At 69.4% G+C, this 23788-nt stretch carries 23 protein-coding genes and 3 pseudogenes; 10 read left to right on the top strand and 16 right to left on the bottom strand.

The features are described 5' to 3' along the window. Nucleotides 1-292: 292 nt before the first annotated feature. Nucleotides 293-1120 carry a hypothetical protein gene (locus WMF42_RS27530; protein WP_437685797.1) on the bottom strand — a complete coding sequence of 276 codons (828 nt, stop codon included), beginning with the start codon at nucleotides 1118-1120 and terminating at the stop codon, nucleotides 293-295. Between the two features lie 358 nt (nucleotides 1121-1478). Continuing rightward, nucleotides 1479-1994 carry a GFA family protein gene (locus WMF42_RS27525; protein WP_061606890.1) on the bottom strand — a complete coding sequence of 172 codons (516 nt, stop codon included), beginning with the start codon at nucleotides 1992-1994 and terminating at the stop codon, nucleotides 1479-1481. Between the two features lie 665 nt (nucleotides 1995-2659). Here WMF42_RS27525 and WMF42_RS27520 point away from each other — a divergent pair. The 3 genes from WMF42_RS27520 to WMF42_RS27510 all read left to right on the top strand — a co-directional run bounded on the left by WMF42_RS27520 (nucleotide 2660) and on the right by WMF42_RS27510 (nucleotide 7360). Next, the gene (locus WMF42_RS27520; RefSeq protein ID WP_437685795.1) at nucleotides 2660-4102 is read left to right on the top strand and encodes a hypothetical protein; all 1443 of its coding nucleotides are present in this window, start codon (nucleotides 2660-2662) and stop codon (nucleotides 4100-4102) included. Nucleotides 4103-4641: 539 nt separating this feature from the next. Further along, complete coding sequence (locus WMF42_RS27515; protein WP_437685793.1) at nucleotides 4642-5649, top strand: SGNH/GDSL hydrolase family protein; 1008 nt, start codon at nucleotides 4642-4644, stop codon at nucleotides 5647-5649. A gap of 619 nt (nucleotides 5650-6268) precedes the next feature. Further along, nucleotides 6269-7360, top strand: a complete 1092-nt coding sequence (locus WMF42_RS27510) for an alpha/beta hydrolase family esterase (protein ID WP_437685791.1) — start codon at nucleotides 6269-6271, stop codon at nucleotides 7358-7360. On the opposite strand, the gene WMF42_RS27505 is transcribed toward WMF42_RS27510, so the two are convergent. Then, a complete protein-coding gene (locus tag WMF42_RS27505; protein ID WP_437694359.1) occupies nucleotides 7246-7596 on the bottom strand; it encodes a hypothetical protein in 351 nt (116 codons plus the stop codon). The two genes, WMF42_RS27510 and WMF42_RS27505, sit on opposite strands and share 115 nt — an antisense overlap. 189 nt (nucleotides 7597-7785) lie before the next feature. Continuing rightward, entirely contained in the window at nucleotides 7786-8892 is a 1107-nt protein-coding gene (locus tag WMF42_RS27500) for a BPSS1187 family protein (protein WP_437685789.1), read from the bottom strand. A 366-nt stretch (nucleotides 8893-9258) separates the two neighbouring features. Here WMF42_RS27500 and WMF42_RS27495 point away from each other — a divergent pair, with 366 nt between their 5' ends. Further along, nucleotides 9259-9459 carry a hypothetical protein gene (locus WMF42_RS27495; RefSeq protein ID WP_155798674.1) on the top strand — a complete coding sequence of 67 codons (201 nt, stop codon included), beginning with the start codon at nucleotides 9259-9261 and terminating at the stop codon, nucleotides 9457-9459. Nucleotides 9460-10066: 607 nt separating this feature from the next. On the opposite strand, the gene WMF42_RS27490 is transcribed toward WMF42_RS27495, so the two are convergent. Both WMF42_RS27490 and WMF42_RS27485 read right to left on the bottom strand, forming a co-directional pair. Then, nucleotides 10067-10261, bottom strand: a complete 195-nt coding sequence (locus tag WMF42_RS27490) for a hypothetical protein (protein WP_437685787.1) — start codon at nucleotides 10259-10261, stop codon at nucleotides 10067-10069. A gap of 68 nt (nucleotides 10262-10329) precedes the next feature. Next, nucleotides 10330-11598 (bottom strand): FG-GAP repeat domain-containing protein, encoded by a 1269-nt coding sequence (locus tag WMF42_RS27485; protein WP_233561561.1) that lies wholly within the window; start codon nucleotides 11596-11598, stop codon nucleotides 10330-10332. Between the two features lie 606 nt (nucleotides 11599-12204). Here WMF42_RS27485 and tnpA point away from each other — a divergent pair. Beyond that, a pseudogene (tnpA, locus tag WMF42_RS27480) lies at nucleotides 12205-12348 on the top strand (IS66 family insertion sequence element accessory protein TnpA); the annotation flags it as partial. A gap of 49 nt (nucleotides 12349-12397) precedes the next feature. After that, nucleotides 12398-13039, top strand: a complete 642-nt coding sequence (locus WMF42_RS27475) for an IS66 family transposase (protein ID WP_437685785.1) — start codon at nucleotides 12398-12400, stop codon at nucleotides 13037-13039. A 541-nt stretch (nucleotides 13040-13580) separates the two neighbouring features. On the opposite strand, the gene WMF42_RS27470 is transcribed toward WMF42_RS27475, so the two are convergent. Next, nucleotides 13581-14765, bottom strand: coding sequence for a poly(ethylene terephthalate) hydrolase family protein (locus WMF42_RS27470; protein ID WP_437685783.1), 1185 nt, complete (start codon nucleotides 14763-14765; stop codon nucleotides 13581-13583). Between the two features lie 684 nt (nucleotides 14766-15449). Further along, nucleotides 15450-15605 (bottom strand): hypothetical protein, encoded by a 156-nt coding sequence (locus WMF42_RS27465; protein ID WP_437685782.1) that lies wholly within the window; start codon nucleotides 15603-15605, stop codon nucleotides 15450-15452. Nucleotides 15606-15690: 85 nt separating this feature from the next. On the opposite strand from WMF42_RS27465, the gene WMF42_RS27460 reads away from it, so the two are divergent. The 3 genes from WMF42_RS27460 to WMF42_RS27450 all read left to right on the top strand — a co-directional run bounded on the left by WMF42_RS27460 (nucleotide 15691) and on the right by WMF42_RS27450 (nucleotide 17902). Further along, on the top strand, nucleotides 15691-15900 hold the full coding sequence (locus WMF42_RS27460; RefSeq protein ID WP_437685780.1) for a hypothetical protein: 210 nt from the start codon (nucleotides 15691-15693) through the stop codon (nucleotides 15898-15900). A gap of 214 nt (nucleotides 15901-16114) precedes the next feature. Beyond that, entirely contained in the window at nucleotides 16115-17440 is a 1326-nt protein-coding gene (locus WMF42_RS27455; RefSeq protein WP_437685778.1) for a hypothetical protein, read from the top strand. A gap of 54 nt (nucleotides 17441-17494) precedes the next feature. Continuing rightward, complete coding sequence (locus WMF42_RS27450; protein WP_437685776.1) at nucleotides 17495-17902, top strand: hypothetical protein; 408 nt, start codon at nucleotides 17495-17497, stop codon at nucleotides 17900-17902. Between the two features lie 21 nt (nucleotides 17903-17923). Here WMF42_RS27450 and WMF42_RS27445 read toward each other — a convergent pair whose 3' ends face one another. The 3 genes from WMF42_RS27445 to WMF42_RS27435 form a co-directional block, all read right to left on the bottom strand. Next, complete coding sequence (locus tag WMF42_RS27445) at nucleotides 17924-18079, bottom strand: hypothetical protein (RefSeq protein ID WP_437685774.1); 156 nt, start codon at nucleotides 18077-18079, stop codon at nucleotides 17924-17926. Nucleotides 18080-18220: 141 nt separating this feature from the next. Further along, complete coding sequence (locus WMF42_RS27440; RefSeq protein WP_437685772.1) at nucleotides 18221-19816, bottom strand: hypothetical protein; 1596 nt, start codon at nucleotides 19814-19816, stop codon at nucleotides 18221-18223. A 421-nt stretch (nucleotides 19817-20237) separates the two neighbouring features. Continuing rightward, a complete protein-coding gene (locus tag WMF42_RS27435) occupies nucleotides 20238-20594 on the bottom strand; it encodes a hypothetical protein (RefSeq protein ID WP_437685770.1) in 357 nt (118 codons plus the stop codon). Nucleotides 20595-20665: 71 nt separating this feature from the next. On the opposite strand from WMF42_RS27435, the gene WMF42_RS27430 reads away from it, so the two are divergent. After that, the gene (locus WMF42_RS27430) at nucleotides 20666-20869 is read left to right on the top strand and encodes a hypothetical protein (protein WP_437685768.1); all 204 of its coding nucleotides are present in this window, start codon (nucleotides 20666-20668) and stop codon (nucleotides 20867-20869) included. A 245-nt stretch (nucleotides 20870-21114) separates the two neighbouring features. On the opposite strand, the gene WMF42_RS27425 is transcribed toward WMF42_RS27430, so the two are convergent. The 5 genes and pseudogenes from WMF42_RS27425 to WMF42_RS27405 all read right to left on the bottom strand — a co-directional run bounded on the left by WMF42_RS27425 (nucleotide 21115) and on the right by WMF42_RS27405 (nucleotide 23741). Continuing rightward, nucleotides 21115-21372, bottom strand: coding sequence for a hypothetical protein (locus tag WMF42_RS27425; RefSeq protein WP_437685766.1), 258 nt, complete (start codon nucleotides 21370-21372; stop codon nucleotides 21115-21117). A 277-nt stretch (nucleotides 21373-21649) separates the two neighbouring features. After that, nucleotides 21650-21808 carry a hypothetical protein gene (locus WMF42_RS27420; RefSeq protein WP_437694464.1) on the bottom strand — a complete coding sequence of 53 codons (159 nt, stop codon included), beginning with the start codon at nucleotides 21806-21808 and terminating at the stop codon, nucleotides 21650-21652. 249 nt (nucleotides 21809-22057) lie between these two features. After that, nucleotides 22058-22540: pseudogene (locus tag WMF42_RS27415) on the bottom strand (transposase); the annotation flags it as partial. Then, nucleotides 22498-23064 (bottom strand): annotated as a pseudogene (locus tag WMF42_RS27410) (transposase zinc-binding domain-containing protein); the annotation flags it as partial. The pseudogenes WMF42_RS27410 and WMF42_RS27415, both read right to left, overlap by 43 nt. 527 nt (nucleotides 23065-23591) lie before the next feature. Further along, entirely contained in the window at nucleotides 23592-23741 is a 150-nt protein-coding gene (locus WMF42_RS27405) for a hypothetical protein (RefSeq protein ID WP_437685764.1), read from the bottom strand. Nucleotides 23742-23788 lie beyond the last annotated feature (47 nt).

Below are 23788 nucleotides of genomic sequence, written 5' to 3'. Positions count from 1 at the left end.
GCCGGTCCCGCAGAACGACCCCGGCCCAGGTTGCGCACGGTCACGCCGCCGTACGTGGCCGTGACCCCGAGCTGGGTGACGCGCCCGCAGTCGCTGCGACCGTAGAAGGCGCCGGTGGTGCAGATGCGCATGCCCAGCACGCTCTTGTTGTCGGACTCTATACGTGTACGCCGTGTTGGTCGTGGTGTCCGGCCCGCTCGTGACGTAGACCCACGGCTTCGGGTTCCACCCGGGCACGGCGCGTAGGTAAAAGAAGCCGGATCGCAGCGCGAGGAAGTGTAGCGCAGCAAACCTAGAGGGTGGGGCCGCGCGGGTCGCGCAGCAAGCGCTGCAAATGCGCGGAATCGAGCGCGTCGTGGGTCGCGAGCACGAGACGCACGGCGGGTGGCGGATTGTCTGTGATCTGGGCGTAAAACGCGGCGGGGAAGTCCGGCCGTCGCAAGAGCGCGAGCAAGACGCGTTCATTCCGATCAGCGAGCAGCTCGGGCATCCTCGCGTCGTCCCACGGCAGCGACGCGGCGGCGGTGGCGCGATAAGAAGACGATCGGTGTCGCGCGAAGGCACGCAGTGTGTCGAGTGATAGACCCATGCGCGTCTCGGCGACGAGCCGCACGGCTGCGTCGGCGTCGTGACGGAAGCGCTCGAGCCAGCCGCGCGGACACTCGCGATGCGAAGCGACGGCACGGCGTGCCTGGCCTCCGAGCTCGGCGAACTCGGCGAGCACTGAAGCGGGCACCGACTCGTTGCGTACGATTCTCGCGAGGTCTTCGGCAAAGTGATGCGGAATCGCTGCGGCGTGTTGTGCGACCGCGCGCACGTTCCCGTCGCTGTCGGTCCAGAGCAGGCGGCGGAGCGACTCGTCACAGCCTGGATGGGCGGCGACAGCGCACCGCACGGCGCGCGTGGGGTCATGCGCGAGTTGCGCGAGGACCTCGCGAGGAGCGCCCATGCGGCGGGCGAGGGCGCGACGAACGCCAATGGCCTGGTCGGTGGCGAGTGAGAGGAGCGTCGCGAGCGGCGTGTGCGGGTGCAGCGCCGCCTTGACGCGCGGACCTTCGCTGGGGGAGCGCGCGAGCGCTTGCAAATCCTCGGCGCTGAGCTCGGCTGTCCGTCGCTTCATTCACAGTGAGACTTAGCAGACCCCCCCGTGCCAGCACAGGTCCGTCCCGCAGGCCCTATCCCTTCGCGCCACACGGCCGCAGCCAGTAGGGTACAGCTATACGGTAAGATGCCTTCCGCTTGGTGCTACGTCGCGGTAATCCCAGGCGTCTCAGGCGTGGAAGACCTGCCTGGTCACATAAGGCCCGTTCTGTCAATGAGCTCGTACCGTCGGACTGCACGAGTCAGGAACGGCTCCGAGAATCTTGACTTTGCGGAACGCGTTTGCTTGTCCTATCCGCTCAACTGCCAAGCATTTGAGTTGATCGAAGCCGCGGAGCAGCTCCCTGTCGATCGACCGGTCGGCACCGCGCCGCAGCTCATCGACGGAGCAGCATCGCGATCTTGGCAGCGACGAGCTTCGCCACGAACCTGAGGGGGAAGGTCGAGTAACTGGGCACGTCGTCCGGGATGTCGCTGTTCTCCGGCTTGAACTTCGTGTAGATACGCATCTGCAAGGGCGGGGCATCTCCCTCGACGCGCCCTCGGTACACCGTAACCCAGTGCGGCCCGCTGTCGAAGCGGAGAAACAGGGCTGAGCTGCAGCAGGTGGCGACGACTCGGTTCGTGGGCGATTTCTCCCTGATCTTGTAGCCCTGCAAGAGCTGGGCTCCCTTCGAGCAGTTGAAGCGATCCTTCCGGTAAAGGACGTAGGCGGTCCCGCCGTCGGGATCTCGAACGGGGGGCGCGTTCGGGAGCGCTTCGATCTGACGGGCGCCTTCCTGGCAATCGTCGCAGTAGCAGGCGGCGCTGAGGATAGGAGCCCCTGTGGCTTCGAGCTCGACGCGTCCACATGAGCACCGAACAGTCGTGACATTCTTCATCGGCTCAGACATCGGGGGCTCCCGTCCTGGCGGCGCCCGATGACCTGGGCTTCCGCTGTGCGTGGGGTGCGCGTAGCGCACCCACGCGTCGATCGGCAAGACCTTCCTGGGCGGCGGCTCCCTCGACCTGGGTCGGGTCGCTCCGCGCCGCTCGTACCAGCGACGGGGAAATCCTTCGACGCCCTCGCTCGGCGCGGCGGGGGCAGTTCGACCGCCCTTCGGCGCCCCCTGCGCGCAGCCCACGCTGGCACCTGGCACCTGGCACCTGGCACCTGGCACCTGGCACGCTGGCACGCGGGCCCCGGCAGGCGAGTGACACACCAGCGTCCACGCGTTTGTGCCCCCTGACGCCGGCCTCGCTGGAGCCGCGCGGCCGAAGGGAGGAACGCCGCTCCGCGCTCCGCGCGGCCCCCCTTGGAACTCCCCTGGCATCGTGCTGACACGGTGGCATGCCGTCTGCAACACGGCGACGGCGACGCGCTGGCCTACGGTGCCCGCGCGCCGCCCATCGAGGCGTGGCCGGCAGCGGTGGCCGCCTGGCAACGGCGCCGTCCCGGCCTTCGCGCGCGAGCATGCCGCATCGCTCGCTTGCCTTGCCTTGGCCCGCCATCTCGACACGTTGATTCATAGAAGAGAATACCAGCGCCTTTGCGCCGCGAGAGAAGGAAGTTATCCGCATGCACAAGATCAAGCTCCCCGTCGGCACCCTCCTGTTATCTCTGCTCTCCGCGATCACCGCGTGCGACGCGCCCTCCGGAGGCGACGTCGACGCATCTCTGGAGCCCGTCGCGTCCTCCGCGCAAGCCCTCTCCCATAACTGGAGCGCGTCGTTCCGCGAGCCCTTCAGCTATCAGGAGCCCCAGCAGGTCGCGGTCGACGGATCCGGCAACGTCATCATCGCTGGGTATTACGGCGTCTCGGTGAACTTCGGCGGCAGCACGCTCACCACGAGCGCCTTCACCGCCGGCTTCGTGGCGGCGTTCAGCAGCGCGGGCATCCACCTCTGGAGCAAGAGCATCGACTCCCTGGACATCTTCGGTGTCGCCGTGGACAGCTCGGACAACGTGATCATCACGGGGTTGATGTACGATGACACCGACTTCGGCGGCGGGACGGTGACGAACAGCAGCAGCCTGGGCAGCAGCATGTTCGTCGCGAAATTCGACTCTTCAGGCACCCATCTCTGGAGCAGCAGCTTCGGTGATGGGGCCTATGCGGCGGGCCAGGAGATCGCGGTGGACTCCTCGGACAACGTGCTCGTCATCGGCCGATATTACGACGACCTCACGATTGGCAGCGATTCCAACTCGATCTCAGGAGGGTGCGGCGGGGTCCTCGCGAAGTTCAACAGCTCGGGGGTCCCCCTCTTCGCCAGGTTCTTCGAGAGCTCGAACCCCAGCAACGGCGTCTACGGCAACGGCATCGCCGTGGATCCCAGCGATGACAGCATCGCGATCACGGGCGCGTTCAAATCCACCGTGGACTTCGGTGGCGGCCCGCTGACCAGCAACACCAGCGGCGCTCAGTACGATGCGCTGGTCGCCAAGTACGACAGCAGCGGAAACGAGCTCTGGAGCAGCTCCTTTGGAGCCGGCGAGACGTGGGGCAATCACGTCGCCATCGACTCCTCCGGGGACATCATCGTGAGCGGCTACTTCAAAGGATCCGTCGATTTCGGTAGCAACACATCCACGCTAACCAACCTGGGAACCATCTCTACCTACGTCGCCAAATTCGACGACGGTGGTACCGACCTCTGGAGCATGCACTTCGGCAATGCCAAGACGTGGTATCACGGCCTCGCGCTCAACAGCGCCGACGACGTGCTGCTCACCGGGAGCTTCTCGAACAGCGTCAATTTCGGCGGGGGGATGTTTACCCCTACCGGCGGCGATGACGCCTTCTTCGCGCAGTGGGATACGACCGGAGGGTACGTCGACAGCGCAAGCTACGGCACCTGGGGATGGCAGGGGGGGACCGCCGTCGCGGTGGACAGCTCGGACAACACGGTGCTCCTGGGAGCGTTCGATGGCTCTGTGGACTTCGGCGGAGGATGGCTGCCGAACCAGGGCGACGACACCTTCGCTCTCGATACCTTCCTCGCCCACCTGTCCCCCTGACAGGATCGCGTCTGGCGGATAACCTGGCTGCCCCGGGAGCCCGAAGGCGATCGCTCCCGGGCAGCCCAGCGGCCAGCGCGCAACGCCCCTCCTGTCATGGCGGGGACCTGCGGTCCGCCCGGCTGTCGATCCGCCTACCCCACAGCCGGCCGGCCTGCGTCATCGCGGTGCGCGTGTTCCCGCGGCCGCCGATCGCGACCATGGCGATGGCGTCGGCGTGCTTCGCGGGGGCGCTCGTGACGGCGTAGCGCGCGACGCTAGCCCGCAGCCGAGGTAGGTTTCGAGCTCCTTCTTCGCTTGGGTTTGATGCAGACGTCTTTCGTCCTCCGTCGTCAAGACGAAGGACGGTGTACCAATTCCGGCTGAAAACCGCTCTAATGCGTCCGTTGGGAGAGCAGAAGCTGCAGTTCTCGATGCCGGGCACCGGATGGGCGACCGTCGTCGCGCCGTGAGATTGCCATAGGCTGCCCGATCGTCGATTCCGACTGCCGTCGTTTCACTTGACAACGCCGTAGCCTTCGGCGTTACCATCCTCCGGCATGAGGCCGATCACATCTTGGCCGGTCGTGGCCGGGCTCGTCGTCATCGCTCTCGGCTGCAGCGGCGGCAGCGCGGGCGCCGGCAGCGCGGGCGCCGGCGGAGCGGGCGAAGCGGACGCCGGCGGCGGCGCAGGCGGAACGAGCGACGGCGGCGGCACGGACGGCGCTGTCGTGGGCACCGGCGGAACGACCTCTGCGGCCGGCACCGGTGGATCGCTCGCGGGAACGGGCGGTGGCGGGGATGGCGGCGGCGCGGCGGCCGGCGGTAGCGGCGGCGACTCGGGCGCGCAGGGTGGCGCCGGCGGCAGCGCGGGCTCGACCTATCGGCCCTGCCCGACCGACGGTACGGCGTGCAAGATCATGCCGTTCGGCGACTCTATCACCGACGGATACAACGGGGACACGCCGGGCGGCTATCGCGTCGAGCTGTTCCGGCTCGCGCACGCGGCGGGCAAGAACATCACGTTCGTCGGTTCGGGATCGAACGGACCGAACACCGTTGGCGGCGTGGCGTTCCCGCACAACCACGAGGGCCACAGCGGCTGGACGATCGCCCCCGCCGGCGGAAGGAGCGGCATCTCGACGCTGGTGTCGACCGTCATGCCGCAATACAAGCCCGACATCGTGCTCTTGATGATTGGGACCAACGACGCGATCGACAATTACGACATGCCCAACGCCCCCAAACGTCTGGGCGCCTTGATTGACAGCATCTACGCGCAGCTCCCCAATGTTCTCATCGTGGTGGCCGCGCCCGTCCCGTCGCGCGGCGACGCGAGCAAGGGCGACGACACCGCGCTCAGCGCCCGCATCAAGACCTACGACGACGCCATTCCGGCGGTGGTGAAGGCCCGCGCGGACGCAGGCCGACACATCATCTCCGTCGACATGTACACGCCCTTCAATCCGAACAAAACCACGTTACTCGAAGATCAGTGGCACCCCAACCTCCAGGGCTACGTGCTGCTGGGCGAGCAGTGGTACGCGGCGTTGCAGCCTCTGCTCTGACGGCGCGGTCGCTCAAGCGAGGCGCGCGGAGCCTGACGCCCGGCGCCGCATGTGCAGGCTCGATGTCCTCCAGTGCCCAACTTGCAAGGGGCGGATGAGGCTCGTCGCCCTGGTGACCGAGCCAAGGAACATCGCCCGCTTTCTCTCCGCGCTCGGCGAGCCGACCGATGTTCCAGCACGCTCTCCCAGCGTCCACGCGGCGGCCGCCGTACTGGAAGAGCACCGTTGTGCGCCGCAAGGCGCCCGGTGACGCCGCATAGCGTCTCGCGACGCGCCTCCCGGGCCAGACCAACGCCCGGACGGACACGTGTGCCCACGGCACGCCGATGCGCCCCGTAGCGCGCTCGGCGCCGCCCGGACCACGCTCTTTCGACCCAGGACCGAGCCATCACGACGCTCGCGGTCCACCCTTTCGGCTTGCTGCGTTACACTTCTTCGCGCTGCGCTCCGGCTTCTTTTACCTACGCGCCGAACGATACGGTCGCGGCCGGTATGGTGAGGCGTCAATTTTGAGCTGTTGCTTCACAACTGAACCGGAGCGCCTCAATCCATTGCTGATCGGGAGGCCATGAGCTAGGGTCGAGTCCCAGTCGCGCCCTTCGCGCGCGCGGAGTTACCGATGACAAGCGCCCGTTGCTCCTCCCTGGTCCTCGCCCTGCTCTCACTCTTGGGTGTTGCTTGTTCGTCGAGCAGCACCCCTCCGTCGGAAGAAGCGGGGGTCGCAGGCGCGGGCGGCCAAGCGCAGGCGGGCGCCGGTGGTAACGCCGCGAGCGCGGGCAGCACCTCGGGCGGTGACCAGCCCGGCTCCGCGGGCGCGGGCGGAGCGGCCGCAGGCGGCGGCGGCGCCGCGTCGGGTGGCTCCGATTCCGGCGGTGCCAGCGGCGGCGCGGGCGGCAGCGGCGGCAGCGCAGGCGGCGCGACCGAGACGGACGCGGTCAAGAGCGCTGGCTGCGGCAAAGCGAAGACTCTGCAAAACGGCACGATCGACATCTCGTTCGGCGGCGCCTCTCGCAAGTACATCCTTCGCGTGCCGAGCGATTACGACAAGGACAAGCCGTATCGGCTCGTGTTCGCCTTCGCGGAGTCCGGCTCCTCCGCCATGTCGGTGGCGAACCGGAACTACTTCACGATGGCGACGCTCGACGCTGGAGCTACCACCATCTTCGTCGCGCCGGACGCCGCGAACGGCGCTGGTTCCTGGAGCAAGTCGGACGTGGAGCTGACGGACGCGATCCTGGAGGAGATCGAGGGAGATCTCTGCATCGACAAAACTCGGATCTTCGCCACCGGCTTCAGCTTCGGGGGAGCGATGTCGTTGGCTCTCGCCTGCACCCGCGCGGACGTGTTCCGAGGCGTCGCCTTCTTTTCGGGGGCAGATCTCACGGGCTCCTGCACGGCGACGTTGACCAAGCCGATCGCCTACTACGCGTCGCAAGCCAGCGGCGACAGCAGCGGCCCCCCCCTGCCGACCAGCGGTCGCGTCAAACAAGCCGAATTCGCGAAGGTCAACGGCTGCATGGAGGAGCCGTCGGCGACCACCTTCCCGGCGGCTGGCCAGCCCCACACGTGTACCGAGTACAAGGGCTGCTCCGCAGGTCACCCCACCAAGTACTGCGTGTTCGACGGCCCGCACGGCTGGGAGCCGAAGGACCCCGGGCAATCGACGAGCTGGAACGCCCCCGAGGCGTGGAAATTCATTACGCAATTCTGACTTCGAGTCGAGGACTGCGTCGGGCGCAACGACGATGGGGAGGCGGTCCCCGCGACGCCGTCGAGGTAGTCGTCTCCGCCATCGCCGGAGAGCTGGTCGTCCCCGCCATCGCCGAACAATCGGTCGTTGCCGGCGCCGCCGGAGATGATGTCATTACCGCCCCCACCTTCGATGGTCTCGTCGCCCGCGTGACCACTCAAGGTGTCGTCACCGGAGCCGCCGAGCAAATGCTGCACGTTCACCACGCTGTCTGATTCGCTCGCGCGGTCGGCGTCCGTGCGCTGCGAGTGCGCGGTCGAGCCGAGCTCTTGCGCCGCACATTTGCGCTCGATGTCCTCGAGTGCCCAGCTTGCAAGGGGCGGATGACGCTCGTCGCCATGGTCACCGAGCCCCGGAACATCGGCCGCCGCGAGGGGAGCGCGACATCACGGCAGCGGCAAGCCGAACATCGCCTCGCAGACGGCGACGTGCGCGCCGCAATTGCCGGCGGCTCCGTGGTCACCGTCCTTGAGCGCGAGCCGGTGCGACCCGCCGTACGGCGGCGCCGCGCCCGGGACGTCGACCTCGACGAGCTCGCCGGGCAGGCCGATGAGGTCGAATGCTTTGAGGTGATCAGGGTGCTGCTCATCGCGCTCGCCGGTCAATCCGAACATGCGATCCACGGGCGTCGCCGACGGCTCCGAGAGCCAGGTGGCGCTCACCGGGTTCGTGTCGCGCGGCCCGGCCAGCGACACCACCCGGTCGAGCCAGACGACCTTGCCGATGCGGGCGGCCGAGCTCGCGCCGTGCGAGTGGCCGCTGAAGATGATGACCGACCAGCGCGGGCTCCCGTCGTCTTCGAGGAAGTAGCCCCAGTCGCCTCGCGGGTGGACCTCTTTCAGGTGCGCGAGCGCCTTCGCCAGCCGCGCTTCGATGCTGTCGGCCCTTGTCACCTCGATGAGCGCGGTGTGGTCCTGACCGTCGAACGCCTCAAGCCGCGCGTCGCCGAACGTGTCCGGATCATTTTGAACGATGTTGTAGTCGTTCTTGTAGGCGACCGCGAACGCGTGAAAGCCGCGCGCGGCGACGAAGCGGGTGAGGTCGAGCGGGCCAGGAGGCTGGCTGCTCCCCGACAGCGTGACGACGAGCTTGCCCGCGAACCGCGCGACCCGAGTGTCGAGCAGGGCCACCTGCTCCAGGTCGCGGTCGGAGACCTCTGGATCGAGCTCGCTGGGCTTGAACCGGATCTCGCTGAGCTCGGGTGAGCTCGTGTCCACATGCAGCTCGCGCGGCGCGCCGCCCGCGCCGTCCGCGCCGCCCGCGCCGTTCGCGCCGCCCGCGCCGTTCGCGCCGTTCGCGCCGCCCGCGCCGTTCGCGCCGCCCGCAGAGCCACCGACTCCGGAGGTCGCGGCGGCGCCGCCGGTCCCGGTAGTCGCGGTGCCCGTGGCTGCTCCGCCGCCAGCGCCCGGGGGGCCGCCGTCGCTCGACGAGCCGCCGCACGCCACGCACCCGAGCGCCCACCAGGCACAACCGATCCACGCCGTGATCCGCATGCTCGAAACATTACCAGATCACCTCCGGCGCCCCGCGGTGGACGAGCCGGATCTCCCGACTTTCTCGGTCACTCGGCGCGGCGCGGGCGCGCACGGCCGACATTTTTCCGCGCGGGTACATGATTCGCGTGGGTAGTGGAAGGCTGCCGGTCCGGCGGCGCGGGAGCGAGCCGAGGAGCTGACCTTGCGTCTTTGCGCCGTCGCGCCGTTGCGTTTTCCGAGGATATATCGCTGCTGTTTCCGGCGACCGCTCGTTATCGGACAGCTTTCCTGGCGGGACGAATTTGCGGTGGCGAACCGTCGCGATCCGTCGGATCCTCCGGGATTTTGGGAAGCGTGATGACGGATCGCATCCCCTCGGAAGCCATGGACCCAACCCGGGCCCAGCGGTCAAGCCCCGGGCCCCGGGAGCTCGACGTGACCGAGCCGTCGCCTCGGGCAGCCGTGGTCGCCTCGCTCGTCAGCTCCCTGAGCCGCGCCGTCGCCCTCGGGGATGAGGTGGCGGCCCGGGTCGTTCATGAGACGATCGGTCGCCTGCTCGGGCTGCCGGTGGCACCGGAGCGGTGAGCACGCTTGGACCGAACGTCGAGCTTGCTGCTCGCGTCGACTCGCTGCCGGAGCCTTGCCGCTCGCCAGCGCCCGCGGGCGTTGCTGAGATCGCCCGCACGTAGTGGTTCCTAGGAGGCCTCCGGCAAAGTGCTAGCGGCAAGCTGCAGGCCTGTGCGGGGAAGCAAGCGCGAGGGCGTACGCGGCGATCACCCTCTCGCCAGGATGATGCCTGGCGACGCCATGGTGGACCTGCGGACGCCACAGGGAGCGACGAGAAAAGGAGCGGCGAAGGAGCTCCTGCATGTTGGCACGGACGCCGCTGGGTTGCGGGGCCATGTTGGCTTCAAGCGGCGCTTCCGACAGTCGGACCTCCGTGCTTTCTCAGCCGGCGTGAAGGATCCGAAAGCGATCGGGGTCCGCCGGATCTCGATCAACGACTTGGACTGCTCAGGAGGGCCGGAGCGCATAGAAGAATGTTCTGTCAACCCAGCGCATGCCCCAACGGTAGGGCTTGACGTCTCCGAAACGTTTGGATGATGTATTCTCCCCACCTCGGGGCTCCTTTCGACTTGGGCGCCCGCGACAGATCGCGTTGCCGGAGGGGGAGCGTGGCGCGGGCGAGGCGTCATGTGCGGCGGGCGGTCGGGACCTCGTAGCCGAACGAGCCGCGCTCATCGAGGTGGTAGGCGGAGACGTCACGGTCGATCTTCCGCCCGGCGGCGCTCGTGAACATGCGCCGGGGAAAGACGCGCACGCGGGCCTGCGCGGCGCCTGGGAGCAGCTCGAAGCGGCCGGCGCTGAAGCCATGGAGGCGGGTCACGCCGCGGCCGCCGGGGCCGTCGTGCTCCTCGAGACCGAAGAGGGAGGCGCCCTGCGAGGATCCTCGCCCTAGCGTTGCAGGAAGACGAAAGCGCCCTTCTTGTTCGAGATGACGATGTCCGGCCGGCCGTCTCCGTTGCCGTCCGCGACCGTGAGCTGGGTGCCTACCCCCGAATCGTCATCGATGAGGACGGGCTGGAAGTCGATGCGTTCCGCCGCTCGCGCCTGCTCGAACCAGTAGAGCCGGGCCGGCGCGTCGAAGTCCGGCATGCCGGCAGGCACATGACCCCAGAAGCGCTCGCCGCTCACGAGGTCCTGGAGCCGGTCACCGTCGATGTCGGCGTGAGCGAGCGCGTGCGGCTCGTGCATGAACACGCTCGACGTGGCATCGGGTGTGGTCCCCGGAACGACGACGTGCTCCACGAACGCAGTGCCGGCCGCGTTCGGAACCTGCTCGAACCAGGAGAGCCCGTAGCCGTGAGCGGCGAGCGTGGTCGCTATGTCCGCGTCCCCGTCGCCGTCCACGTCGACCACCGGCATCTGCGCTCCCCCGGCACCGAACGGCTGCTCGATGCGCGTGAACGGTAAGCCGTCGGGCGACTCTGGGCTCCGCGTGAAGTAGCCGCTCGCCTCGACCAAGTCGCTTGCGCCGTCCCCGTTGACGTCGCCTGCGCCGAGGCCGTGCGTGAACGCGCCGTACCCCCGATTCTCGGTGAGCGCCCGGAAGACCCACGGCTCGGTCGGGTCCACGCCGGGCGACGACGTTCCGAGCACGCCCCCCGACATGTGCACGAGCTCGGGCACGCCGTCGCCGGTGATGTCGGCGAACAGCGGCGACTCGTTGTCAATCGGCCACGGCAGCGTGTCGTGACGAGCCCAGAGCGCGTCGCCGTCGCGCGGGTTCTGGTACCAAGCCGCGGGCACACCCGGAAAGCCGACGACGAGGACGTCGGTGAACCCGTCGTGGTCGAAGTCGTAGGGGAACTCGAAAAAGCAATCCGAGTAGCCGTGCGGATCGAAGGCTTGCTTCGGCCACACGGGATGGCTCGTGCCATACCCCGGCCCCTCGTACCAATCCGGGCCCGCGATGACATCCGTCACCCCGTCGTGATTGAAGTCCGCAAAGCTCGCCCCCTCGCAGTAGAACTCGCGGTGCAGCGTGATCTTCACGAAGCGTGCGTCGAGGGCGGCCTCACGCGGGAGCGGTGGGGGCGCGGTGACGGTGCCCGTGGGCGGCGCGTCGGTGCCCGCGTCGACGGGCGCGCGCGAGGATTCGGCCGCGCAGGCGATGACCAAGGCGAGCGGTGTGCAGCGCAATAACCCCATTCCCGAAGCCATCTCCGAGCGCTTAGCACGTCGTGGTAGAATCGGCGTCCATGCGCTGGCCATCGCGCACGGTCCCGCTCGTCATCGTCATCCTCGCCGGTCCGGGGGGCGATCGAGGCATGCCGCGAGGCCTGGGCGGTGCACGTGATGCTGCGGGACCTTCACCGTGGGCGACGCGACGACGCGACGGCGGAGGGCGCCCCGTTGGGCCACACCGGAGCCGCCCTCGGCGGCGAAACAGGCGGAAACTACGAAAATCGCTGCTGTTTCCGGCGACCGCTCGTCATCGACCGGTCTTTCTGGCGGGACTCTTCCGCGGGGGCGATCCGTCGCGATCCGTCGCATCCCCCGGGTTTTGGGAAGGGCGTGACGACGGATCGCACCGCCTCGGGAGGCATGGGCCCAACCCGGGCCCAAGGGCCAAGCCCCGGGCCTGGGGAGCTCGCCGGGACCGATTCATCGCCTCGGGCCGTCGTGGTGGCGTCGCTCGCCAGCACCTTGAGCCACGCCGTCGTTCTCGGGGATGACATGGCGGCCCGGATCATTCGTACGCGTCCGGTGACCTGCATGCTGTCGTGGAGCTCCTTCGCTGCGTAGAAACCGGCGCCGGAGGTCTGGATGGACGAGAGCAAACGCGTCTGGCGCGACCGGGTGGCGCGCTGGCACAAGAGCGGGCACTCCGCCCGGGTGTTCGCCGAGCAGGAGGGGGTCAACGCCGGCACGCTGTACTCCTGGAGCCGACGACTGGGCATGAAGCGGAGCGAGTTGCGGCAGCGTTCGGAGAGGGAGCATCGCTATCGAAGCCACCGGGGTGCTCGTGCAGGCCAAGGACAAGTGCCGGCGTGGACACTTCTGGGTGCTCGTGGCGGACCGGGACCACGTGCTCTTCCGCTTCACGCCACGCCACAACCAGGATGGCCCAAAGACGTTTCTCCGGGGCTACAAGGGCTACGTCCAGGCGGACGCGTCGAGCGTCTACGAGGAGCTGTTCCGGACCGAGAAGGTCACGGAGGTGGGCTGCTGGGCCCACTGCCGCCGGCGCTTCTTTGAAGCGATGTCCTCGGACAAGGAGCGCGCGATGACAGCGCTCGGCTTCATTCACCAGCTCTTTGCCATCGACAAGGCCACCAAGGAGCTGCCTCCGAGCCGTCGCACCGAGGAGCGTCGAAAGCGGGCCCAGCCTGTGCTCGATACTCTTTACGCCTGGCTCGAGACAGAGGCGCTGCTCGTCCTGCCGAAGAGCCCCATCGCCGGCGCCATCGGATATGCGCGCAACCAGTGGACCGCGCTCACCCGCTTCCTCGAGGATGGGCGGCTTCGCCTGGACAACAATCGGAGCGGGCTCGAGCTCCGCAGAGAGGCTCTCGGGAAGCAAACCCTCGAGAACACCGACGCTCGGCAGCGGCTCGCTGCCAGCCCATGGACGCGAGCACCGGCCACGCTGGCTGCCTGAGCGCTTCGGCGCCGGCTTGGCGCCGTCGGTAGGCTCCAGCGACGTTGCGCTGGTCGCGGCCACCGCTCGCCGGCGTGGTCGCGGTGGCGAGGCTTCTGCGCCATTTCTCGCGGTGCGCCGCGAGCGGCCGCTCTTCTGCGCGTCAGGCTCGGCGGCAGCCGCGCTCGACCTGCCCGTGCGCCGCTTCCGCACGCTGGCGTCTCTGGCCGCGCGCTCCTCGGTCGTCGCCTCGGGGCTCCTCGGCCCGGTCTCGCTGCCGTTGCCAGCCCCCCGCCGTCGCTCTCGCATCGCACGGCAAGCCTATGTCCCCGGCCGGCTCGACGTCAGGATGGGCTCTACCGAACGCGTACGACCGTTTCCCTCGCCTTCGCAGGCGGCACCGCGCCAAGCGCGATGGTCCCCTTCGTGACCGCCGCTTCGAAGAACTGGGCCGAAGGAACTCCCGTCACCGTAACGGACGCCACGCTCCCGATGGCCCTCGAAGCCATGAGCGTGACGACGTTCGTGAGTCAGTGAAGCCTAGCCAGGCCGGCCCCGTCGCTCAGGGGACCTTCATCAGGGCGTTCTGCTCTGCTTGCACGCGGCCATCGGTGCAGAACTTGCAGTTGTCGCCGTAGAAGAAGTTCCTGTTCGCTGTGTCATCCATCAGATGAACGCGGAACCAGGCCGCGGCCGACGACAGGGACACGCCATTTGCGCCCTGATAGACCCAGCTACCGTGATCCGCGTTGAGCTCGTTGAGGAAAAACGCGGGCTGACCGGTGACCGTCTTGAAGACATCGTGGACCCTGCTGCATTGCACCGTGGAGTCCTTCCCCCCGCAGAAGAACAACATGGGGGTGTGCACTCCCTCCAGGGCACTGGTGCCGCAAATCGTGCCGAGGGCCGAGAAGCGGGGATCGGAGGCCGTCTTGCAAGTCGACATGCCCCCATAGGAATGGCCAAGCTGGCCGATCTTCGTGGTGTCGAGGGCGTGATAGTACGGGCTGCTCGCATCCTCGGCTTGTTCCAAGATCCAATCGAGGCCCGCGGTCGTGGGAAGAGGATCGCCTTCGGCGGTCGCGGTGCTGAGAGAAGCCACCACGACGAAACCGTGGGACGCGAGATGGTTGACGATCGGTCCGTATTGTCCGCACCACTGATTGCTGCCGGCGTTGACGACGCATTTCGGCGGGTTCTGCTCCGGATTGTCCCGGTAGCCATTGGCCCAGATCAGGATCGGATGGCAGTGGCCGCTGGTTGCGATATTGCTCGGGCGGTACACGTGGAAGCGCTGTTGCTCGTCCCCATAGATCGGATCGGGAACGACGCCGGCGAGGGGGCCGACGTTCTTGTCTGCGGTGACCGAGAAGGGGCCCGTCTTGGTAGGATCGGCCGTGGGGAACGGGTCGCCGACGCAGCCACTGACCGAGCCGCCGCTACCGGTCGTGCCGCCGCTTCCGGCATTTCCTTGGCCGCCGCTGCCCGTTTGCCCGCCCGAAGCCGCGCCACCCGTGGCCCCACTCGAGCCGCCTGCCCCACCACTGGATGCGCCGCCGCTGGATGCGCCGCCGCTTTCGGCCGTTCCCCCAGAGCCCGTCGCACCACCGGAGGCCGTGCCCCCGCTGCCCGTCCCACCGCTGTCCGTGCCAACCGCGCCCCCGCTCGCGGCAGCGTCCCCATTCGATCCGTTACCACACGCCGCGGTGGAAACGCACACGCCCAAAGCCAGTAGCCAACGCCTCATGGTGACTCTGTCCTCGCCCAGCCGCTCAGCGTCGTCAAGCGCTTTGGCGGATAGGACAAGCAAACGCGTTCCGCAAAGTCAAGATTCTCGGAGCCGTTCCTGGCTCGTGCAGTCCGACTGTACGAGCTTATCGACAGAACGGGCCTTATGCGATCAGACAGGCCTTCCACTCGTGAAACGCCTGCGATTACCGCGACGTCGCACCAAGCGGAAGGCATCCTACCGTATAGCTGTACACTACTGGCACCAAGCGGAAGGCATCCTACCGTATAGCTGTACACTACTGAGCTCGTCCAAACGGCCGCCGTCGCGGTTCGCGGCGCGTCGTGATGGCCGGCGCACGCACCTCAGGGCAGACCTCCCCCCGGCCACGTCGTCGAGCAGCGTCCCTCCCCTTTCAGTTTCGTCACGCGGGGTCCGCCGGGTACCGCGCGCGGCACTCCAGCGGCTCGGCGAACAGACCGGCGCGTAGGTAAAAGAAGCCGGATCGCAGCGCGAAGAAGTGTGGCGCAGCAAACAGAAAGGGTGGGACCGCGAGCGTCGTGATGGCTCGGTCCTGGGTCGAAAGAGCGTGGTCCGGGCGGCGCCGAGCGCGCTACGGGGCGCATCGGCGTGCCGTGGGCACACGCGTCCGTCCAGGCGTTGGTCTGGCCCGGGAGGCGCGTCGCGAGACGCTATGCGGCGTCACCGGGCGCCTTGCGGCGCAGAACGGTGCTCTTCCAGTACGGCGGCCGCCGCGTGGACGCTGGGAGAGCGTGCTGGAACATCGGTCGGCTCGTCGAGCGCGGAGAGGAAGCGGGCGATGTTCCTTGGCTCGGTCACCAGGGCGACGCGCTTCATCCGCCCCTTGCAAGCTGGGCACTCGAGGACGTCGATCGCAAATGTGCGGCGCAAGAGCTCGGCCCACGGCCGATAGCCGCCACGCTTGCGTTTCGAAGCGGCGTCTTCGTCCGCCTTCGGCTTGACGGCGGAGCCGGAGCACATCGCAGTCCACCTCGACCGGATCGACGCGGTTCGAGAGGATGGTCGCGAGATCGAGATCGAGTTCACCGCCACCGGATACCCCGGGCGCTACGTGAAGCGGCTGAGCCTGGACGGGCCGGCTGGCGTGCACCAGTGCCGCCACGTGCCGTAGCAGGCCGCCCACGCTCACCGGCTGCACGCGGGCGTCGCACAGCCTCGCCTCTCTCACCTCACCCATCCGCCATCCTCCTCGCCGGCGCAGCCGCCCGGCGCCGCTTCCGCCTATTCCGCGGCCATTTGCGCAGACGGTGCGCCGTTCCCGCGCGTACCATCGGCCGATGGGGAAGCGGGGGAGCTCCTGCGGGGTCGGATGCGCCGCGCTGGCGATGATGGCGACGGCGTTCCTGGGCTCCTGCGGAGCCTACCTCGTCTTCAACGGCATCCGGCGCGGAAGCGCTGAGCGCGAGGCGCCACGGGAACAGCGGGGCCTCGTGGAGGCGAGGACCGACCGGTCCGTCACCGGCCCGCAGGCACCGGCGACGGAACGGCGCCAGGGCGCGCAGGCCGAGCAAGGACCTGCCGCGGCACGACTGCGGTACTACCGAGCGATGCGCGCCTCGGAGCGCGAGCAAGCCCTGCGCGACGCGTGCGCGGGCGAGGCATGTGACGGCGAAACGACGCGGCTTATCCAGCAGGCGGCCTCAACGCCAGGCGAGGCGGCAAAGCTCAGCCGGCAACTCCCCGTCCTGGAGGCCATGGCTGCGGATCGCGCGAAGCAGCGCCGGCAGCAGGAACTGGATGCGGCTCGCCTGGCCCAGAAGCGGTCCGCGGCGCGGGCGCGCGAGGTGCCGTCGTCGATGGAGCGCGACGTCGGGCGGGTCTGCTGCTGCGACGGGAGCGTCTCGCCGACCTGCACGACGGTGAAGCGCGGCTGCTGTTCGCGGCATGGCGGTGTGTGTGTCCGTGCGGTTGACACCCCGACCCGCGCGCTGACTGTGATACGACATCCCTGGGAGGTGCGCGGGATGGGGATCGAGGACGCGGTGGCGCTAGTCCGCGAGCTAATGCGGCTCGCTGGAAACAACGAGAGCGCGCGCCTGGAGGTGCAGCGGGCAGCGGTCGAGGCGATGGCCCGCGTGGGAGACTGGCATGCGGACTACTGGGAGCGACGTCGCGTCGATTACAGGTCAACGAGCGACCCAACGCACATGGCGCTGATGCGGCTCATGCCGGAGCTCGGGCTCGCTGCCATGGTCTCGGACCAGAAGCCCATGGCCGAGCAGCCCAAGGATGGCATTCGGGTCGCGTTCGAGCTCGATCTCCAGCGCGGTAGCCGCAAGGCCGCGGCCGTCATCGCGCGACGGCTGCGGAAGACGCTGCCGGTCATCGCGCCGGGCTTGGCGGAGCAAGCGCGCCCACTCCTTGGGGAGCCGCAGCTCGTGGTCGCGCACATGCAGCTAGGAGCAGCGGCGATCACCGTCGACGACCTGCGCTGCGCCAAGGTGCGCGAGGGCTTCGACCCAGCGATCGGCCAGGTCTACGTGCTCAAGCAGACCGAGGATGAGGTCGTCCTCTCGGCTGACCCGCAGATCGAGCGGTGGGCGGCACCGCTGACGTGGCTCTCGCGGTGCAACATAGGCGACCTCGTGTTCGCGCCGATGGGAGCCGACCAGCGTACATGGGTGGTGTGGGAGATCGTCGACGTTCCGTAGGTGGACGGGCTCCGGATTGCTCGTCGGGGCGCCCAACGATATCGTCATGGGCCGATGGACTTCCTGATCGCCGTCATCGGCGCCGTGCTCTTCGCAACTGTTCTCATAGTCCACAGCCGGGTGAAGCAGCGCGGTGCACTGCGGGCTGCGCAAGAAGCTGCGGCGGCAGAAGCAGCCCGTCGCGCAGCAGAACACGCCGCTTTTGAGCAGCAGCGGTGGAACCAGCTCTGTGGACGCTTTGGCCCTGACTTGGCTGCACGCATCTACCGTGGCGAGTTGTGGGTCGGCATGACCGCGGAGATGCTGATGCATTCGAAAGGCCCGCCGGAGGACATCGACGAGAAGGTTCTCAAGACCAAGACGAAGCACGTCTACAAGTACTTCCAGACAGGCACAAACCGGTACGCCCTCCGGGTCACGCTCGACGACGGCATCGTGACCGGGTGGGACGACAAGAGGTAACCGGCGGCCGGGAAGCTCGCCTCACCCGGCGCTCACCACCCGGATCCGCGTCACGCCTCCGGCTCGGCGCGGGCGGCGCGCCACCCGGGCGCAGCGGGGCGCGGCGAACCGGACCTCCACGCCGCGGTCGAGGCGCGCGACCTGCTCAGGGCGATCGAACGCCTGGAGCCGCGCCACCGCGAGATCCTCCTGGCCGTCGACGCACCGGAGAGCCTCGCCGCGTACGCCCGGCAGCGCGGCGTGAGCCCGTCCACGGGTGCGTCCCGGCTGCGCGTCGCTCACGGGCGCCGCCGCGCTGTTCCCGCGCAGCCGCGCCGATCACGGCTGCGGGCAGGCCTGCTTCGCGCCGAAGTCCCAGCACGCGCCGCTCACGCCCGGCGCGCCGTTGCTCGTGGAGGGGCCTTCGCGGCCCACGGCTCCGCCCGCGCCGGCCGTGCCTTCCTGCACGCTCAGCGCCGGAGCCTGGGTCGGCGTGACCGCGTAGGCGACTCCCACCGCGTGGCCGCCTCGCCCTCCGCCGCCGGGGCCGCCGTCGCCGCCCACCCCGCCCATGCCGCCGTCGCAGCCCGGCTTGGAGCCCACCTTGCCAGAGGCCGTGCCGCCGGCGGCGCCCATGCCCCCGTTGCCACCTGGCTTGCCGTCACCGCCCATGCCCCCGATGCCCGCCTTGCCCACGGTGACCGTCACATCGGTCAGCACCAGCCTGGTCCCGAGGCTGACGATCCCGATGCTCGACCCGCCGGCCTTGCCGCCGGTCCCTGCTTTCCCGCCGCAGCCGCCGGCCCCGCCGCCGCCACCGCTGGCGCCCACACCCTCGACGGTGTTGGGGCCGGCCGGGCAGAAGAGCCCTGCCTTCCCGCCGCCGCCGCCACCGCCGCCCTGACCTCGCGTCCCGCTCGTGCCGCGCTTACCGTCGCCGCCGATCGGGCCCGCCAGCGTCAGCTCGGTGTCGGTGCCGGGCAAGCCGGGCTCGCCCTGTGCGCCCGGCGCGCCTTCCTCACCGCGCGCGCAGTTGGCCTGCGCGGCCGCCTGTCCGGCGCCGCCGAGACCGGCCCCGTCGGGGTTCTCTGCCGGAAGCGGCGTGCCGTCCTGGCCCTTCTGCCCGTTGCCTTCGTCCATGTCGAGGTTGCCGCCGAGGCCGCCAACGCCGCCGCTCGACACCGCGCCGTCCTCGCACTCCGTGGTGCCCGGCTCGCCGCCGAAGACCGCGGCCGGGCCGACGCACGCGTTCGAGGCGTCGCGCGCCCGCGCGCTCTCCCCGTCCTCCGCGTCCTCCGGCGTCTCGCCCGTCGCACCGTCCATCCCATCGCCCGTGGCCACATCCACTTGCGCGAGTTCTGCGTCGATGTCCGCCACCGCTATGCCAACCGACGACCCGCCGGGCACGGTCGCGCTGGCCGCACGAATCACGAAGTTCCTCACCTTCGCCCCGCTCGCACTTTCGGACAGCGTAAGTGCGACCTGATCGGCGGGCCCTTCGATCGTGCTCCGAGCCTCCTCATTCCATGTCCAGCCTGTGCCGCAGTCGAAACCACCAATAACCTCAACGGCCCCATTGACCGTGACGCTCTCCTGGAACGCTCCGCGCGCGCACGCCAGCACCCGCTTGCCGGTCGCGTTCGCGATCAGGATCGCCTCCGCGAGCGACGCGTACGGCCTCGCCTTGGTCCCGTTTCCTCCAGGAGCCGCGGTCGCATTCGCGAATATGGAGCACGAATCGTCCGCCTCGCCAGGGTTCTCGCTTGATGTGCAGGCGCCGCCCGCTTCGCCTCCGCTGCTTGCGCCGCTACTGCCGCCTGCGTCCGCTACACCGCCCACCCCCTGCCCATAGTCCCCCCAATCCACGCCGAGGATCTGCGCGCAGCCGCCGCATGCAGCCACAACAGCGGCGTAGAGCCACGCTCTCGCCGTCACCGCCTGTCTTCTGCCCCTCATGACGCGGAGGCTCTTGCTGCGTCGTCCGCGCGTCAAGGCACCCGGAGTTCAGGCGATGGGCAGTCACTATCCTTTGGTCGGGTCGTCGGGCAGATCCTCGAGCAAGCTGAGTTGCACCGACGCCCTCGGCTTCGGCCGCAAAACCAGGTCGAGCTGGCCGTGAGGCTGGCGGGGCGCGTCGGACGGCTGTGGCATTAGCGGCGGCTCTGGCTGAGGCTCTCGTGGGCTGACCGCGCGGGTGGTGGCTGCGGAGCAGCGGGCGCTGAGACCGCGGATCCGCCCGCGACGAGCCGCGGCCATCCCTTGCCGCGGGGGAGCTGCCGAACCGCCCCGGTCTGCGCGGGCAGCGCGCCGCCGCGCCGCGGCGGGGCGCGTGGGGCCGGACCAGGAGCGATCGGCGTCAGCCACGGGGCAACCCCGCGCCGCGGAGGCGCTGCTGCGGCTTCACCTTGATCCGGAACGTGTCGCGCTCGTCGGCGAAGTCGCCCGCGTCGTGCGTGTCCCACTTCCACCGCTGAGTCGACGGGTTCCACCATCGGATCATGGCGACCCAACCCCCGGCGGCGCGGCGGTCGTCTACCACCGCGAGAACCACACCCGAGATCGGCCCGATCTTCATGCCGAGGCGCCCGTCCACCGTCGCCTTGAGCTGGTCGAGGCGCTCGACCTTCCCGCCAGCGACAGGCCGCGGCACCGCCATGAGCTTCGCCTGCCGCTCGGCCAGCGCGTCCTCGATGGTCCGACGCCGGTCGTTCACGCGCGCCTCCCTGCCTTGACGCCTGCCGCCCCGAGAATCACAGCGCACCCCCTCCCCTGCGGCATAGGGGCATGAAGTTCGCCACCTGGCTCATCGGAGCCTTCATCGATGCCGTTTTCCTCGCCTGCGACATGCACAACCTCGCGCTCATCATCGCCGCGGCCCTCTCCGGCGGCGCCGTCTCTTGGCTCGCGCTCCTCTGGGCCCTCGTCGTCGTGATCCACGGCGCGATCGCCCTGTACGGCTCATGGAAGTCGCGGCCGCGCCTCCGGTGACCGCGCACCGACTCCTCGCCAGCAGCTCCCGCGCGCCCGCGTCACATCCCGTCGCAGCCCGCGCAGCAGCTCCGGCCAGCGCTCGTTCACCCGGCGGAGAAGGCCGGCGGCCGCTTCCGGGCTGACCTGTCGGAAGAGCCGCAGGTTCCGCGCGAGTGCGCGGTCCACCAGGTCGCGCCCACGGTGGGCCGCCGGGCCTGCGCCGCCAGCGCACGCCGCCCCCAGGCAGTCCAGGGCGCCCGGCCTCACCCGCCCCTCCTCCGCCGGCTCCCCGGCTCCTCGATGGCCGTCTCCGCGTCGAGGAAGGCGTACCGGCCGTCGGGGCGCCCCGAGGACGGTGCTGCGCTCGGGGGCTTCGCAGAAGGGGGCACCGGCGCGGGCGGCACCTCCCCCGCGAGCACCAGCCGCCGGATCTGCCGGGCGATCCCGCGGAGCGCGACGACGACCGGCCGCACCTCGTGGCCGCGCTGGAGGAGCCGCGCGTATCGCTCGAGCGAGCGCACGATGACGTCCCGGCGCCGGGTCGCCTCGGCCGGTGGGGGCGGCGGTTCGGGGAGCCGAATCGCCCGGCGCGTAGGTAAAAGAAGCCGGATCGCAGCGCGAAGAAGTGTAGCGCAGCAAACCGGAAGGGTGGGGCCGCGAGCGTCGTGATGGCTCGGTCCTGGGCCGAAAGAGCGTGGTCCGGGGCGGCGCCGAGCGCGCTACGGGGCGCATCGGCGTGCGGTGGGCACACGTGTCCGTCCAGGCGTTGGTCTGGCCCGGGAGGCGCGTCGCGAGACGCTATGCGGCGTCACCGGGCGCCTTGCGGCGCAGAACGGTGCTCTTCCAGTACGGCGGCCCTCGGTTGGGAGAGCGTGCTGGGACGTCGGTCGGCTCGCCGAGCGCGGAGAGGAAGCGGGCGATGTTCCTTGGCTCGGTCACCATGGCGACGCGCTTCATCCGCCCCTTGCAAGTTGGGCACTCGAGGACGTCGATCGCAAATGTGCGGCGCAAGAGCTCGGCGCGGTTTGTCGACCGCCCGATAGCCGCCACGCTTGCGTTTCGAAGCGGCGTCTTCGTCCGCCTTCGTAGGCTCTTCTGGCTTCGCAGGGCGCGGTCCGATGCGCTTGCGCGCCAACGTGGGCGACTTGCCGAGGCGAGCACGCCAGCGTACTTGACGGTGTGAAAGCGCGGCGGCGGGACGCTGGCCGCGAGGCGGCACAGGAGCGAGAGCGGCTCCATGTCCACCGCGACAGTCCCGTCAGCGAAGGCGCGCTTGAGCGACAGCCGCACCAGGCCGTCCTGCTGCGGCTCGACGCGCTCCTTTGCGATCGGGGGTCGCAGCACGTAACGCAGCAGCGCCTCCCTCGCCGCGGCATGGTGCGCACCGGCGCGCGTCGCTGCGTGCAAGGTGAAGCCATCGAGCGCAGCGCACAGGGGCTTGTCGTACGCGAGCGCGCTCGGCGAAGACGGCGAGAGCCCGCGGAGCCATTGCGGGGCGACGACGTGTGGCGCGACTCTCGTCCCGAGACGGCGGAGGCACAGAGCGCTGCCTCGGGCTCGCCGTCCTCCTCGACGTCGTGCTCGATTTCGAGATGCCCGTGCCGCCGAAGGTAACGGAGCATCCGCCCGACGGCGTGCTCTAGGACCTGACCGACCGCGCGAGTTGGAAGATGACCGAGTTCGTTCCACACGAGCTCGGTGCCGTCTTCGTGATAAGCCCCGTCGAGGAAGACCACGTGCAGATGCGGATTGAGCCGCATGTCGCCGGACGTGCGTTGCACGGCGGTCACCGCGCCGCTCTTGACCGCGCCGCACGCGCCTCGGCGCGCGGCGCGTTTTTCGTAGAACCGCTCCACGCTCTCGACGAAGAGGCGGGTCAGCACGCCGAACAACGCCCCGTCCTGGGCGAGCCTGCGCCGCCACGGAAACGGAAACGTCAACACCCACGGACGGTGCGCCACCTCGGGCAGGATGTCCTCGATCAGGTTCGCCGCCGTGGAACACATGCGTCGGCCCAGACACGACGGGCAGAAACCGCGTCCTTTACAGCTGAAGGCCACCAGCCGACTCTCTTCGCAGCGCTCGCACCGGAGCCGCGCGAACCCGCGGCAGAGCAGCCCGCAGTCGAGGTAGGCTTCGATCTCCTTCTTCGCGTGCTTGGGTATCCGGACCGCGATGGCGCCGTCGTCGATGGCCCCGTACAGCGTCTCCACGTTGTCGCGCACGATCTCGTAGAGCGTCGTCTTCTCGGGGCGACGGCGCTCGTAGACGACGCCCGTGGTGCGAGCCGCGCTGGCCACACGGCGCCGACACCGCACGCCGCACGCCACGCGGTGAGGGCGCGTTTTCGCCGCGAATTTCGACAACCCGCCGGGCTATCGCCCATGGCGGCGCCATGGCGGAGCGGCGGGCCGGGGGGCGGCGGGCCGCGACGCTCGCTGCCGCGGCGGCGGAGGCGCTCGCCGAGCACCCGGCTCGCGCTCGATATGTCGGCGCGCGAGAACGCGAGACCGCGAGCGCGCAGCGTTGCAGGAGGAGATCATCCGGGTGCAGCAGAGCCGGCTAGCGGAGCTGTCTACGCCGATGATCCCGATCACCGAGTCCGGATGCCTCCGGGGCGCTTCGGCACGCAACCGCCACGTGCGGGCGATCCCAGGTGAGCCTGCGGGCACTGGCGAGCGGCAAGGCTCCGGCAGCGAGTCGACGCGAGCGGCGGGCTCGACGTTCGGCCCAAGCTTGCTCACCGCTCCGGTGCCACCGGCAGCCCGAGCAGCTGACCGATCGCCTCGTGCACGACCCGGGCTGCCTCCTCATCGCCGAGGGCGACGGCACGGCTCAGGGTGCCGGCGAGCGACGCAACCACGGCGGCCCGAGGCGACGGCTCGACCATCGCGAGCTCTCCGGACCCGAGTCCCCTCGGTTGGGCCGGGGTTGGGG

Source organism: Sorangium sp. So ce176 (genome assembly GCF_051519835.1).
Lineage (GTDB): Bacteria > Myxococcota_A > Polyangia > Polyangiales > Polyangiaceae > Sorangium > Sorangium cellulosum_G.
Note: the sequence above shows the minus strand (reverse complement) of the source record. Positions and strands in the feature narration are given on the sequence as shown.